12 protein-coding genes are annotated in these 13279 nt (G+C 70.2%); 5 read left to right on the forward strand and 7 right to left on the reverse strand.

The features are described 5' to 3' along the window. Positions 1-32: 32 nt before the first annotated feature. The 3 genes from ACESK8_RS02020 to ACESK8_RS02030 all read right to left on the reverse strand — a co-directional run bounded on the left by ACESK8_RS02020 (position 33) and on the right by ACESK8_RS02030 (position 3374). Positions 33-377 (reverse strand): hypothetical protein, encoded by a 345-nt coding sequence (locus ACESK8_RS02020; RefSeq protein ID WP_372967025.1) that lies wholly within the window; start codon positions 375-377, stop codon positions 33-35. Positions 378-543: 166 nt separating this feature from the next. Continuing rightward, positions 544-2133, reverse strand: a complete 1590-nt coding sequence (locus ACESK8_RS02025) for an amidohydrolase (protein ID WP_372967026.1) — start codon at positions 2131-2133, stop codon at positions 544-546. Then, positions 2130-3374, reverse strand: a complete 1245-nt coding sequence (locus ACESK8_RS02030; protein ID WP_372967027.1) for an MFS transporter — start codon at positions 3372-3374, stop codon at positions 2130-2132. The genes ACESK8_RS02025 and ACESK8_RS02030 overlap by 4 nt, the downstream gene beginning before the upstream one ends. A 183-nt stretch (positions 3375-3557) precedes the next feature. Here ACESK8_RS02030 and ACESK8_RS02035 point away from each other — a divergent pair, with 183 nt between their 5' ends. Together ACESK8_RS02035 and ACESK8_RS02040 are read left to right on the forward strand one after the other, a co-directional pair. After that, the gene (locus tag ACESK8_RS02035; protein ID WP_372967028.1) at positions 3558-4160 is read left to right on the forward strand and encodes a TetR/AcrR family transcriptional regulator C-terminal domain-containing protein; all 603 of its coding nucleotides are present in this window, start codon (positions 3558-3560) and stop codon (positions 4158-4160) included. A gap of 42 nt (positions 4161-4202) precedes the next feature. Further along, complete coding sequence (locus ACESK8_RS02040; RefSeq protein ID WP_372967029.1) at positions 4203-4886, forward strand: UdgX family uracil-DNA binding protein; 684 nt, start codon at positions 4203-4205, stop codon at positions 4884-4886. On the opposite strand, the gene ACESK8_RS02045 is transcribed toward ACESK8_RS02040, so the two are convergent. Beyond that, positions 4887-5753 carry a DUF72 domain-containing protein gene (locus ACESK8_RS02045; RefSeq protein WP_372967030.1) on the reverse strand — a complete coding sequence of 289 codons (867 nt, stop codon included), beginning with the start codon at positions 5751-5753 and terminating at the stop codon, positions 4887-4889. A 93-nt stretch (positions 5754-5846) separates the two neighbouring features. On the opposite strand from ACESK8_RS02045, the gene ACESK8_RS02050 reads away from it, so the two are divergent. Together ACESK8_RS02050 and ACESK8_RS02055 are read left to right on the forward strand one after the other, a co-directional pair. After that, positions 5847-6050, forward strand: coding sequence for a hypothetical protein (locus ACESK8_RS02050; RefSeq protein ID WP_372967031.1), 204 nt, complete (start codon positions 5847-5849; stop codon positions 6048-6050). Positions 6051-6484: 434 nt separating this feature from the next. Continuing rightward, positions 6485-6874, forward strand: coding sequence for a hypothetical protein (locus ACESK8_RS02055; protein WP_372967032.1), 390 nt, complete (start codon positions 6485-6487; stop codon positions 6872-6874). 3 nt (positions 6875-6877) lie between these two features. Here ACESK8_RS02055 and ACESK8_RS02060 read toward each other — a convergent pair whose 3' ends face one another. Genes ACESK8_RS02060 through ACESK8_RS02070 form a run of 3 tightly spaced genes read right to left on the reverse strand, consistent with a single transcriptional unit; the run spans position 6878 to position 12668 of the window. Next, positions 6878-10339: an error-prone DNA polymerase gene (locus ACESK8_RS02060; RefSeq protein WP_372967033.1), complete on the reverse strand. Its 3462-nt coding sequence runs from the start codon at positions 10337-10339 to the stop codon at positions 6878-6880. After that, positions 10339-11877, reverse strand: coding sequence for a DNA polymerase Y family protein (locus ACESK8_RS02065; protein WP_372967034.1), 1539 nt, complete (start codon positions 11875-11877; stop codon positions 10339-10341). Before ACESK8_RS02065 ends, ACESK8_RS02060 begins: the two co-directional genes overlap by 1 nt. After that, the gene (locus tag ACESK8_RS02070) at positions 11874-12668 is read right to left on the reverse strand and encodes a hypothetical protein (protein WP_372967035.1); all 795 of its coding nucleotides are present in this window, start codon (positions 12666-12668) and stop codon (positions 11874-11876) included. Before ACESK8_RS02070 ends, ACESK8_RS02065 begins: the two co-directional genes overlap by 4 nt. A gap of 131 nt (positions 12669-12799) precedes the next feature. On the opposite strand from ACESK8_RS02070, the gene ACESK8_RS02075 reads away from it, so the two are divergent. Next, a complete protein-coding gene (locus ACESK8_RS02075) occupies positions 12800-13270 on the forward strand; it encodes a prepilin peptidase (protein ID WP_372967036.1) in 471 nt (156 codons plus the stop codon). Positions 13271-13279: the final 9 nt, after the last annotated feature.

Genomic DNA, 13279 nt, shown 5'->3' on the forward strand with positions numbered 1-13279 from the left:
TGGCGCGGCATCCTCCCCGCTCCGGATCTGCCTCAACTGGCAACTGCAGGAGCACTGCCGACCGCAGGAGCACTGGCACCGGCACCGGCAGGCGCACTGGCAGCGGCCGTGATCGGCGGCAGGTGCGGGATCCGGATCGGCGCGGTCGAGCGGCTGGGCGGATTGTGGAACCGCTGCAGATCGCTCAGCACGTCGTCGGCCGACATGTACGAGTTCGCCAGTGGCAGGTTCCGCAGCCACAGCACGTCGACCTCGACGGCGTCGACCTGGTAGATGCACGCCACCGTCTGACGCGCATCGTGCGCCTCGTATCGGCGGTCGAGGATCAGCCACTCGGTCTCCGTGACCTTGCGGAGCTCGAATCGGGGATCGGGCATCGCGGACATCTCAACACTCCAATCAGTCAGGACCCACATCGACTGACAGAGGAAGCACCGCGTCCTGACGGGATGACGTCACCGTCCGGTCGACGGGCGTCCTCTGCCCGCCAGAGTTCACCAGAATTATAGGAAAACCGGTATATCGGTTCAAGTCGTCGAAGGGTCAGAGCTCGAACACGGTGCGTCCGCCGATCACCGTCCGCGTCACACGCGCGGTGAGGAGGGCTTCGTCTCCGGCTGCGAACGGGTCGGTGTCTAGCACGGCGAAGTCCGCGGCCTGGCCGACCGCGATCCGTCCGCGCCAGTCGCCGTCTCCGATCGATGCGGCGGCATCCCTCGTGGCGTGCGCGATGGCCCGTTCCAGCGGCAGGGCGAACTGCGGATGCACGGCCGGCATCGCCGGGTCCAGGGCGGATGCTCGCGTCGCCGCGACGTACATGTTCGCCAGTGCCTCGTGTGGAGCCGTGGGCGCATCCGTCGAGAACGCGAGCAGCGCACCGGCGTCCTCGAACTCCGGCCAGGCGAACGCGCGATCGACGCGGTCGTCGCCGAGGCGGGCCGCCCAGTTGGCGAAGATTGCCGGGTCGGCGTGCACCGGCTGCATCGACGCCGTCACGCCGAGGCGGGCCATGCGCTCCGCGGTCCCCGGTGCCGCGTACTCGAGGTGCTCGATCCGGTGCCGGCGCGGCTGGCCGCCGTTCACCGCGATCGCGTGCTCGATCGCATCCAACGCCAGAGTGCTCGCCCCGTCGCCGATCGCATGCATCGCGATCTGCAACCCGGCAGCATCCGCCGCCGCGACCACCGGAAAGAGGCGCTCGGCCGGCCAGATCGGCGCCGCGTTCGTGCCGTCGACGTAGGGGGCGCGCATCGCCGCCGTGCAGGCGTCGATCGTGCCGTCGAGCACGAGCTTGATCCCGATCACGCGAACCCCTCGAGGGTCGGCAGCCGCTCGATCCGCGGCCTCGGCCACCTGCGCGAGATTCGACTCGTCGTCGCCGGTGTTGGCGACGAACCAGTGCGCGGCGATCCGCAATGGCAGCGCGCCGCAGTCCTGGGCCCGATCCAGTGCCGCCAGGGCGAGCTCGTCGAACGCCATGTCGACGGCGCCGGTCACGCCCGAGGCGAGGTAGGCCTCGACGACCCGTGCCACCGCGGCATCCCGCTGTGCATCCGTGGTGGATGCGTCGCGATGCGCCCATGCGTACTGCTGGGCGGCGGTCTCGTACAGCATTCCGGTCGGCTCGCCGGTCTCGTCCCGTTCGATGCGCCCGCCGATCGGATCGGGGGTCTCGCGGTTGATCCCGAGCTCCGCGAGAGCCGCGGAGTTGACCCAGCAGGAGTGGTAGTCGTTCGCATCGAGATAGACGGGGATGTCCGGGACGACGGCGTCGATCATCGCCGCGGTCGGCGCGCCGTCCGGCACGGCGTCGAACAGCCAGCCGCGTCCTCGCAGAACGCTCTCCGCCGAGCCGCGGGCTGTCCGGAGCCGATCCTGGATCTCGGCGAGTGACCGCGCATCGGTGAGGCCGACCTGACCGAGCGCCTCGCCCATCATGAGCAGATGCGTGTGGGCGTCCGTGAAACCTGGGAGAACGGTCCGTCCGTCGAGGTCGACGACGTGCTCCGCGTGCGGGGCACCCGACTCCGGACCGACGTAGGCGAACGTCTCGCCGTCGACGACGACGGCCTCGGCCCAGGTGTCGTCACCGGCGGTGAAGAAGCGGGCGTTGCGGTACAGCGTGCGGGTCATCGGGACATCTCCGGGGTGGTGGCGGGGGCCGCGCGTTCGAGGCGCGTCGAGAGCAGGGCGATGGCACTCGCCGGCACGGCGAGCACGAAGCTCGCGATGCCGAGGGCGATCGCGAATCCCTGGAAGCCGAGCAGGCCGACGAGGGCAGCGCCGATCACGGGGGTGAGGGCGGAGCCGACGAGGTAGACCGCGAGCAGCGGGCCGGACCAGCGCCCATCTGCATCCAGTGCTGCGGAGGTCGAGACGAAGTACATGAACGCGATCGCGTAGATCGTGTTCCACGCCACGAAGACGACGATGAAGGCCGTCGGATCCGTGGTGAATCCCTCGACGATCTTGAGCACGCCTCCGGTGACGAGCAGGATGCCGAGCGGCACCGCCCGCCCCAGGCGCGATCCGACGATCATGAGCAGGATCGAGCCGACGAGGCCTCCCGCGGTCGCTCCGCTCAGTGCGATGCCCAGGCCCTCAGGCGTCAGGCCGGTCTGCTCGGCGCCCATGATGCCGGCCATCGCCCAGAGCGAGTCCTCGCTGGCGGCCCAGAGCGCGAACACGACGAGGAGCCCGAACCCGGCCAGCGTCACGGTGCGCGAGCGTGCAGGGGAGAGGCGCACGGCCCCGGTCGGCGGCACCTCGATCGGCATGGCTTCGGCCACGGCCGCCGCAGCGCGGGGATCCTGTACCGGTGCCGCCGGCAGCCACGCGGATGCAGCGAGCCCCAGGATGCTGAACAGCGCCAGCGCGCCGAAGACGTCGATCGGTGCGAGCCCGATGAGGGGGATCACCGCGAGTACGACCGTGATGACGCCGCGATTGGCCAGACCGTTGAAGCCTGCGACCCTGTCCGGGTTGCGGAACGCTGCCAGTGCCGCACCGGAGGCTGCCACTGCGCCGCCCGCACCCGCGCCGCCGAGCAGCAGCGCGGGGATCATCAGAGGGGGCACGAGCGCTGCGGTGGCGAAGCCCAGAACCGCGAGAGCGAGACCGATCCGAGCGACGGTGCGCCGATGAGCCCCGGCGCACAGCGGTGCGATGGCGAGTCCTGCGACGGCGGTGAGCAGCAGTGTCGCCGTGACGAGCCAACTCGCCGCGAGCACGTCGATGCCGAGGCCGGACTGCGCGGCGGTGATCATGTAGGGCGACAGGTTGACGCCGAGGTAGCCGGCGATGCCGATGGCGAAGGTCGCCGTCGCCGTGGGGAGTCGGAGGGGTACTCGGGTGCTGAGGTCGACGGTGCTCAAAGGGGCTCCAAGCGGGAGGGGCACGACGGTGTGCGCAGAAGGAGGGTGGTGACTGCGGGGGGTGGCGCGGTCGGCGTAAAACGAATGGTGTTCGTCAACGAATGGTGTTCACTATTATGCACAGGAGGCGCGGCGGAGGGAAGACCTTCTCCGACGGAAGCCGAGACGGAAGAGAGACGAGTCATGCCGAGGCCATCGAGTCCCCTGCTGTCCCCGGAGATCATCGGCGCGGCGGGGCTGGAACTCGCGAGGGCAGGTGAGCCCTTCGGGGTCAACGCGATCGCGCGAAGGCTCGGAGTGCGTCCGTCGTCGCTGTACAACCATGTCGACGGGATGGACGGGATCACCGAGGTGATGCGCGGGCGCCTCGTCGAGGACTACCGGGTGGAGCCGACAGGCGAGAGCTGGGACCGATTCCTCGTCGACCTCCTGTCGGCGCAGCGGCGCATGTATGCGGACCACCCGCAGCTCGTTCCTCTCCTCATCGGCAAGACGATCACGCATCCCGGCGTCATCGCCGCCTACGACGACCTCGCGACGGTGCTCGTCGAGGGCGGATTCCCCGAGGACGAGGTGCTGTCGGTGATCGCCGTCATCGATGCGTTCGCGATCGGGTTCGGTCTCGATCTCGCCTCGCCGGACGACGTCTGGGAGCCCAGGAGCGACACCAGGACGCTCGGGCGCCTGCTGGCGGACGCCGACCGAGGCACCGCACGAGCGGATCGCACGTTCGAGCTCGGTGTCGACCTCCTGATCGAGTCGCTGCGGGCGCGGCTACGGCGCTGAATCCGCTGGCCGGAAGGGAATCCGTCCAGAGCGCAAGGGGCTGTGGCCGATTCCTCCCGCCGATCTAGTCTCCGTGTCGTGACGAGACAGGATGAGCGCCCTGGCGCCGAACGGTGGGTGCCGGAGGATGCCGGCGTGGACGAGCTCCGAGCGGCGTCGGACTCGTGCCGGGGGTGCGAGCTCTGGCAGGACGCGACGCAGGTGGTGTTCTCCGCCGGGCGTCCGGGCGCACCGTTGATGCTGGTCGGCGAGCAGCCGGGTGACCACGAGGATCGCGTCGGCGAGCCGTTCGTGGGTCCGGCAGGGCAGGTGCTCGAGGATGCCCTGGATGCAGCCGGCATCGGTCGCCGCGACATCTACCTCACCAACGCCGTGAAGCACTTCCGGTTCGAGCCGCGCGGCACGCGGCGCATCCACATGAAGCCGACCACTGCACACGTCGTCGCCTGCCACCCCTGGCTGCGGGCCGAGGTGGAGGCGGTGCGACCGCGGCTGATCGTGACCATGGGCGCCACGGCGGCCAGGGCGGTGCTCGGCCGCCCGGTCACGATCGGGGAGGAGCGCGGCATGCCCCTCGCGCTGCAGGGGCTCGCGGTCGACCGGGCTCTGGTCACCGCGCATCCGTCGAGCCTGCTGCGGATGCGGGACGCGGAGGAGCGGCGAGCCGCCCGCCGGGCCTTCGTGGCCGACCTCCGCGCGGCGGCCGAGCTCGCCGGCATGCGCTGATCAGCCGCCGGTGCGCTGGGCGACTGACGCGATCAGAGCCTCGGCATCGTGAGGTGCGTGGCCACGGGCGTCGTTGTCGAAGTACACGTACACGTCTCGCGGGCGGCCATCGCTCGCTCCCGTCCCGTCGGCCCAGGAGACGATGAGGTCCGCCCATTCATCGAGCTCCGCCGCCGTGTAGGCGCTGTGGTACAGCATCTGAGCCCCGTGGAGTCGGACGTACGCGTGGTCGCCGGTGAGGGCGTCGAAACGCGGCCACCGGCCGGCCGTGTCGGCGGCGACGAGTGCGACATCATGCTGGCGCAGCATCCGCAGAGCTTCGGGGTCGTCGAAGGTCGCCGATCGCGGTTCGAGCGCATACTGCAGTCGCACGTCCTCCTCGATCTCCGTCCAGGCGCGGCCGTCCAGGCGCTCGTCGTGACGTTCTGCACGCTGCTGCGCCTCGCCGGTGGTGCGGGGGAGGGAGCGGAGGAAGCTCTCCAGGACGACGGGGTCATACTTCTGCCTCTCCGGGAGCTGCCACAGGATCGGCCCGAGCTGGGAGCCGAGGGCGAGCAGGCCGGAGGCGAAGAAGTTGGCCAGCGCCTGATCCACATCTCGCAGGCGCAGCATGTGGCTGACATAGCGGGAGCCTTTGACCGCGAAACAGAAGTCGTCCGGCACTTCTGCGCGCCAACGCCGGTAGCTGTCCGGGCGCTGCAGCGAGTAGAAGGAGCCGTTGATCTCGACGGTGGGGAAGTGTGTTCCGATGTACTCGAGCTCCCGGCGCTGGGGAAGCCCCCGCGGGTAGAAGTCTCCTCGCCAACCGGCATACCTCCACCCGGAGACGCCGATCCGGACGCGTCCCGGCTGCGGTGTCGCGGCCATCGCTTCTCCTCATCCGGGGCTCTGCGGTCAAGCCCCTTCTCGGTGGTCGTCGGCGTGGTGATCCTGGAGGTCCACATCGACGAAAGGCAACTCATGTCCATGGGCAACGATGCGAACGACGATCTCCTCCCTGAGGCCGACGTGCAGGAGCAGCAGCGCGCCGAGCAGGAGGACACCCTCGATCCTGAGGTTCCGGTCAGGGAGGGAGCGCCCTTCGACGAGAGCGAGGCCGATCTCGCGGACGTCGTCGATCAGCAGCGCGAGGTCCCGCTCGACGACGAGCGGCGCGACGACTGATCGTCCCCGACTCGGAGATGCGGTCCGCATCGTGCACCATCATGGCCGCCTCCCTCCATCGGGATCCGACGTTAGGGCTGCAGGAGCGCCTGCGGACCGGGCTTGACGCGGGTCGCTCGGCTTGGTAGCCGGCGGGTGGTCGAGTCGTCGCCGGCGGAACGAGCCGCATCCGGCTGGTTGCCCTCCCGAGTATCCAAACCCCACTTTGGATCGCTCGAGAGGGCTCACCGTCCATCCCGGACGGTTGGGGAGGCGGCGAAGACTTTCGCTGCTCTCGCGACTGATATCCCCAGATGTTCAGCCGGTAGCCCCCGCTACTTCCAGCAGAATATCGCTTAATCGTCTTGTCCGCCATTTGGGGGACAAAGAAATCTACGAATGTTTCTTCCGAGATGGGGGCTTGCCGTGAGAACGTCCACTCATAGAGTGGATCCATGGACAGAAAGCTCGTGCTGAACGCCCAGCTCGCCCTCCCCCGCGGACACCGCATCGAGGTGACGGAACGCGTCGACGAGCACACCGGCGACACCACCGTCTTCTCTCTGGTGGACCTCGACACGGGCGTGCGGTACCGGCGCGCGGAGGAGCTCCGGGGCGATGTCCTCCGCTGGTCGGGCCGGGTCCTGGACTGCACGATCTCGCTCGGCGCCCCGACCCTCCGCACCGTCATCACGGTGGATGCGGATGGTGACGGAGGCGCGGGGACGGGGGCCAGGACGGCCTTGCACGGTGCGGATGCAGCGGCAGAGGCGGCGAAGGCGGAAGCCGACCGGTGGGGTGGCGGGGACCGCGAGCCGGAACCGGAGCCCGAACGCTTCTGGTGACGCTCACCGGAAGTCCCTCGACCGATGCGTGACGCCGGTGCGGAGGTCTTCGAAGCCGTCCGCCAGGATGTTCACGACGCCCTCCGCCGAGCGCTCCAGGATCCCCCGGATGATGAGTGCCGGTGAGTCCCTGGCGACCCGGTGGTATCTGCTCCACACCCCGGTCGAGCAGATGACGTTGATCAGTCCGCTCTCGTCCTCGAGGTTGAGGAAGGTCACGCCGGCTGCGGTCGCCGGTCGCTGACGGTGCGTCACCAGTCCCGCCACCTCGACGCGCCGACCCGTCTCATGGGTCCGCAGGTCTGCGGAGGAGAGCACTCCCCGCTCATGGAGCGGGCCGCGGAAGTGGGCCATCGGATGATCGTCGGTCGAGACGCCCGTGGCCCAGAGGTCGGCGGAGAGACGCTCGTAGCTGGACTGGTCGGTGAACAGCGGCGGCTGCACGGCGACCGTCGTGCCGGGGAGGAACCGTGAGCGATCCTCGGCGGCCGCCCCTGACATCCAGATGGCCTCTCGACGCTGCAGGCCCAGACACTCGAAGGCGCCCGCGGTCGCCAGCGCCTCGAGCTGCGCGGCGGTGGCGTCCGTCCGTCTCACGAGGTCGTTCAGATCGCGGAAGGGGCCGTCCGCGTCGCGGGCCGCGACGATCCGCTCGGCCAGGGGCAGACCGATGCCGCGGACTCCGCTGAGCCCCATGCGCACGGCATAGCCGCCGTCCCGGCGATGCGCGGCCGACTCGTCGGGCGCCGACCTGTCGAAGCGGAGCACCCTGGGCTGTTCGCGGTCACTGCAGGACTCCCGCCCCGTCGGCCTCCGCAGGGGCGCACCTGTCAGGGGCTCCAGAGTCTCGGTCGCCCCGGAGGCGTGCAGATCGGGGCGCCGCACCTCCACCCCGTGCCGGCGCGCGTCGGCGGTCAGAGTGGATGCGGAGTAGAAGCCCATCGGCTGGGACCGCAGCAGTCCGGCGAGGAAGGCAGCGGGGTAGTGCAGCTTGAGCCACGAGCTGGCGTAGACGAGCAGGGCGAACGACAGGGAATGCGACTCGGCGAAACCGAAGTTGGAGAACGCCTGGATCTGCGCGTAGATGCGATCGGACTGCTCATCGGACAGCCCTCGCCTGCTCATGCCCGCGTACAGCTTGTCGCGGACCTTCTCGATCTTCTCGAGGCCGCGCTTGGACCCCATGGCACGTCGCAGCAGGTCGGCCTCATCGGCGGTGCAGTCGCCGATCGCCGTCGCCATCTGGATCAGCTGCTCCTGGAAGATGGGGATGCCGAGGGTGCGCTCGAGGATCGGCTTGAGATCGTCGTGAGGGTAGGGGATCTCGAGCAGCACCGGGTCCTCGCCCCGTGCGACCCTGGCGCGGTTCTCCTCGTCGAGGGTGTCCTTGGCCATCTTGCGGCGGACGAAGGGATGTACGGCCCCACCCTGGATGGGGCCGGGGCGGATGAGCGCGATCTGGATGGCGAGGTCGTAGAACGCGCGCGGCTGCAGTCGGGGGAGCAGGCCGATCTGGGCTCGGGACTCGACCTGGAAGACGCCGATGGAGTCAGCGCGGCAGAGCATGTCGTAGACCGCCGGCTCCTCCTTCGGGAGCGTCTCGAGCGTCCACTTCTCGCCGGTGGCGTCGAGGATGAGGTCGAAGCAGTGCTGGAGAGCGGCCAGCATGCCCAGCCCCAGCAGGTCGAACTTCACCAGACCCATCCAGGCCGCGTCGTCCTTGTCCCACTGGATGACCGTCCGGTTCTCCATGCGGGCGTGCTCGACAGGCACGACCTCGCCCACGGGTCTGGCCGTGAGCACCATCCCGCCGGAATGGATGCCGAGGTGACGGGGCGCCTTCAACAGCTCACCCGCGTAGTCGAGGACGTTCTCGGGGATGTCGTGCTCGTCGGCGACCTCGAGGCCGGTGCTCCAGCCGTCGACCTGCCTCGACCAGGCATCCTGCTGTCCAGGGGAGAACCCCAGAGCCCTGGCCATGTCGCGCACCGCGTTCTTCGGCCGGTACTGGATGACGTTCGCCACCTGTGCGGCGCGCTCTCGCCCATACTGCTGATAGACCCACTGGATGATCTCCTCGCGGCGATCCGAGTCAAAGTCCACGTCGATGTCCGGCTCCTCCTGGCGGGTGGTCGCGAGGAAGCGCTCGAAGGGGAGCCGGTAGAGGATCGGGTCGACGGCGGTGATCCCCAGCAGATAGCAGACGGCGCTCGCCGCAGCAGAGCCGCGACCCTGGCAGAGGATGCCCCGCCGTTTCGCCTCGGCGACGATGCCGTGCACGATGAGGAAGTAGCCGGGGAAGTCCTTCTCGGCGATGACGTCGAGCTCGCGGCCGATCCTGCGGCGACCGTCGTCATCGAGGTCCGGGTACTTGGTCGGAACGGCCTCCCACACCAGGTGGCGCAGCCAGCTCATCGGCGTGTGTCCGTCGGGCACCTCCTGCTTCGGGAGGGCCGGGCGTGCGCGGCGGAGGGGGAAGGCGGAGGCCGCTGCGAGCTCGAGGCCATAGGAGATCGCACCGGGATGACGCCGGAACCGTGCCGCCATCTCGGCACCGCTGCGCAGGTGCGCGCCCCCGTGCGCCGGGAGCCAGCCGTCGAGCTCGTCCATGCTCCGCACGGCCCGTACCGCGGCGACCGCCTCGGCGAGGGCAGCCCGCTCGGGTGCTGCGTAGTGGACGTTGTTCGTCGCCACCACGGGCAGCCGCATCCGCCTGGCGAGGTCGGCGAGGGCGTCATTGCGACGCGAGTCCTGCGGATCGCCGTGGTCGAAGAGCTCGACGGCCACGTGGTCCTGGCCGAAGAGATCGACCAGGCGGCGCAGGGGGGTCTGAGCATCGCCCGCCTCAAGACCGCGACGGACGCCGCCCTTGCGGCATCCGGTGAGGATCGTCCAGTGCCCCTCGGCCGTCGCCGCCAGCTCGTCGAGGTCGTAGACCGGGCGTCCTTTCTCGCCTCCCCGCAGATGCGCTGTCGTCATGGCACCGGAGAGCCGGTGGTATCCCTCGAGCCCGTCGGCGATCACGAGCAGGTGGTCGCCGATCGGGTCGGGGGATCCCCGCTGCGGTGCATCGAGGCCGAGCGAGAGCTCGGCGCCGTAGACCGTCTGCACGCCCACCTCCATCAGCTCGGCCACCTCGGCGAAGCGGGCGGCGCCGTAGAAGCCGTCGTGGTCGGTGAGCGCGAGAGCGGTGAGGCCGAGGCGCTCGGCCTCGGCCAGGAGGTCTTCCGGAGACGACGCGCCGTCGAGGAACGAGTACGACGAATGGGCGTGTAGCTCGGCGTAGGGGACGGGATCCTCCGGCCGATGCAGCGACGTCGGAGGGGTCCTCTTGCGGCGCGTGCTGACAGGGCCGGGATCGGGGCGGACGAGCGAGGGCGTCCCCCCGGTGGGGTACGGGGACTCCTCGCCGCTGAGCGTGCGCTCCAGCTCGTTCCAGGACAGGGGAGGGTTGTGCCAGCCCATCAGCGGTACCTCCCCTCGGCCCACCAGCGCTCGCCGGTGCAGAAGACGAGCCAGGCGCGATCGTGGTCGTCGATGATCTGTAGCCGGTGTCCCTTCTTGCCACCGGCGGCATCCCACCGGCGTTCATGGATGGGCCAGGGGCCGGCCCAGGCGCGGACCTCGTCGCCGTCGATGCGCGTCGGAGCTGCGGAGAGGGCGCCCCGGTCGTCGACGTGGATCGTCTGCCCATCCGGTGCGAGGACCCCGATCGGTCGCGGAGGACGGAAGACCTCGGCGGGCAGCGGGTCGGGCAGGCTCCCGGGCCATGGGCGCTCGGGGTCGTGCGCGACCACGGCGCGTTCTCCCCACGGGGTGAGCACTTGGCGATCGGCGAGCCAGCGTCCGCCCGAGAGCGCAGCCGTGACAACGCCCTCGTGCCCGAGCATGGTCTGCACGCGGGAGATGGCATGGTGCAGCCGCTCATCCGTGCCGGACCCGAAGAGTCCCGGCTGATGATGGGCGGCGTCGTCGACCGCCACGGGGACGATCCGCACCAGGGCGATGCCGCCGAAGGCGCGGGCCTCATCGACCGGCTCCTTGGCGTTCTCCGCGCCGAGCGCCTCGAGCTGCCAGCGCACCCGGTCGACGAGGTCGGCGGCATCGAAGCAGGTGGGATGCAGCCAAGGGCGGGAGAACACCATGCCGTCATCGTCGACCAGGTCGATCCGCACCTCCGTGCACACCACCGAGGCCTCTCCGAGAGCCAGCATCACCGCATCCGCCGTCTGCCGCACCGCGAACGCGACCTGATCGGCTCCCGCCAGCGGCGGTTCGAACTCGACCGACCGCACCAGCTCCGGGTCGGGAGGGCGCGGCACCACGGCGCGTGAATCCGACCCGCCCGCAAGGGCGTGCAGACGTGCGCCGCGCTCGCCGAAGCGATCGCGGACATCGGTCTCATCGAGGGCGGCGAACTCGCCCAGAGTTCGAACCCCGAGCCGGACGAGCAGGCCGGCGAGCTGGTCATCCTTCAGCACCTGCACGGGGAGCGGGGCGAGGAAGTCCTCAGCCCGCCCCGGAGGGACGACGGTGCAGGGGGTGCGACCTCGCGCGGCGAGCTCGGCGGTGAAGGGGCCGTCGGCGATGCCCACGCGCACCTCGGGGAAGCCCGCCTCGCCGAGGATGTCGATCAGCGCCGCCCCGGCCTCGGCTTCGCCGCCGTGGTAGCGGGAGATGCCGCGGGCGCGCACGGCGGCGAGGCCGGGACGCAGGAGTGCAGCACCCGGGGCGTGCTTCTCGATGAGCTGCAGCACGGGCAGGAAGGCCCGCTCATCGCGAGCGGTGTCGTGCGGGAGCACGCGCAGCGACGAGATGTGGCCCTGTGCGACTCGGCGCCGTTGACCGGCGCGCACCCCGTGCTCTCTCGCCGATGCCGTGCAGGCGATGACGGTGTTCGCGTGCACCAGAGCGGTCGGCGGATGCGGCGGCGCCCCGCCGAGCGCCGCCCGCAGCGGCCAGTCCGGGAACCACAGGGCGACGACGCGGAGGGGAGCGCTCATCCGGCCACCGCCAGCGGGTACTGGCGCGCGGCGGTGCCGTCGCCGCGCAGGCCGGGCAGCGCGGTCAGCTCCGTCACGGTCTCTGCGGGGATGCTCTCGGACGGCAGCTCCTCGACCGCGCCCTGGGCGCCGGGGAGGCGCACCCGCACGCTCGAGGGCAGCGGACTGTGCCTCGTCCTCGCGGTCACGGTGGCCGTCGATCCCTCGATCAGCCCCCACCCTTCGCCGACGCCGAGCCAGTGCTGGTCGTGCAGGCGGATCGATCCCTCGCTCTGCGGCCACGCGCCCGAGGCGGTGGTCTCGGCGACGAGGAGGGTGCTCCCTCTGTCCCGCAAGCGGGCGCTCAACCGGGACACGTCGGCATCGCGCGCCCGACTCCCCGGTTGCACGGCGATCAGGGGCACGACCTCGGCGAGAGCGGAGGTGGCCGCGAGCCAGCGGTCTCCCGGTTCGGGGACGAGGATCAGTCGGGGCAGCTCGATGCCGAACGCCGCTGCCGCCTCGACGCCCAGGGTGGGCATGCCGACGACGGCGCACCAGTGCCCCCGCCGAGAGGCGGCGGCGAGCAGGGCGAGGATGAGGCTCGGCGAGGGGGAGACGGTGTACGCGGTACCGGTCTGCAGCCCCTGCTCGGGAAGGAGGGAGGAGAATGCCGGATCGAGGGGGAGCAGCTGATGTTCACTGCGTCGCCGTTGCATGCGGCTGATCTCCCGGCGCAGCCGAAGCACCTCTCCGGCGCGGGAGTCGCCAGCCGGAGAGAGCGCGGTCACCGCATCGAGCCCGATCCCCATGCATCCATCCTCGAAGATATGTACTAATAAATCAACTGGAGAAGATGACGCTAGTTCGAACCTCCGACATCGGCTCGGTGGTTATCCACACACCCCGATCCCCGACCTCCGGCTTCTCCTACTCTTCGGTGATGGACACCCGCTCCCTGCTCGTGGTGGCCGTGCATCTGGTGCTCGTCGCGATCGGCTGCCGGCTCCTCGTCATCGACATCCGCACCCATCGCCTGCCGGATCGGATCGTGCTCCCCACGCTCGCCGCGCTCCTCGTCCTCGTCGCGGTCGATGCCCTGGTGACGGGCGACAGGGCGCCTCTCCTCAGGGCCGGCTGCGGTCTGCTGATCCTCGGCGGCTTCTACGGCGCCCTCCGCCTGGTCAGCAGGGAGGGGATGGGGGGAGGAGACGTAAAGCTCGGCGCCCTCCTCGGGCTGGTGCTCGGGTGGCATGGCTGGCAGGCGCTCGCCGTCGGTGCGGCGTCGGCCTTCGTCCTGGCCGCCCTGTACGCGGCGACGCTGATGCTGCTCGGCAGAGCCGACGGCTCCACGCGCATCGCCTTCGGTCCGTGGATGATCGTCGGTGCCGTGCTCGGCATCCTCCTGCGATGAGCTCGGATC

This window comes from Microbacterium sp. (genome assembly GCF_041641055.1).
Taxonomy (GTDB): domain Bacteria; phylum Actinomycetota; class Actinomycetes; order Actinomycetales; family Microbacteriaceae; genus Microbacterium.

What these genes read in the sequence shown, in the direction of transcription:
- ACESK8_RS02020 (WP_372967025.1), bottom strand. Translation starts at nt 377, where the DNA reads ATGCCCGATCCCCGATTCGAGCTCCGCAAGGTCACGGAGACCGAGTGG.
- ACESK8_RS02025 (WP_372967026.1), bottom strand. Translation starts at nt 2,133, where the DNA reads ATGACCCGCACGCTGTACCGCAACGCCCGCTTCTTCACCGCCGGTGAC.
- ACESK8_RS02035 (WP_372967028.1), top strand. Translation starts at nt 3,558, where the DNA reads ATGCCGAGGCCATCGAGTCCCCTGCTGTCCCCGGAGATCATCGGCGCG.
- ACESK8_RS02045 (WP_372967030.1), bottom strand. Translation starts at nt 5,753, where the DNA reads ATGGCCGCGACACCGCAGCCGGGACGCGTCCGGATCGGCGTCTCCGGG.
- ACESK8_RS02050 (WP_372967031.1), top strand. Translation starts at nt 5,847, where the DNA reads ATGTCCATGGGCAACGATGCGAACGACGATCTCCTCCCTGAGGCCGAC.
- ACESK8_RS02055 (WP_372967032.1), top strand. Translation starts at nt 6,485, where the DNA reads ATGGACAGAAAGCTCGTGCTGAACGCCCAGCTCGCCCTCCCCCGCGGA.
- ACESK8_RS02060 (WP_372967033.1), bottom strand. Translation starts at nt 10,339, where the DNA reads ATGGGCTGGCACAACCCTCCCCTGTCCTGGAACGAGCTGGAGCGCACG.
- ACESK8_RS02065 (WP_372967034.1), bottom strand. Translation starts at nt 11,877, where the DNA reads ATGAGCGCTCCCCTCCGCGTCGTCGCCCTGTGGTTCCCGGACTGGCCG.
- ACESK8_RS02070 (WP_372967035.1), bottom strand. Translation starts at nt 12,668, where the DNA reads ATGGGGATCGGGCTCGATGCGGTGACCGCGCTCTCTCCGGCTGGCGAC.
- ACESK8_RS02075 (WP_372967036.1), top strand. Translation starts at nt 12,800, where the DNA reads ATGGACACCCGCTCCCTGCTCGTGGTGGCCGTGCATCTGGTGCTCGTC.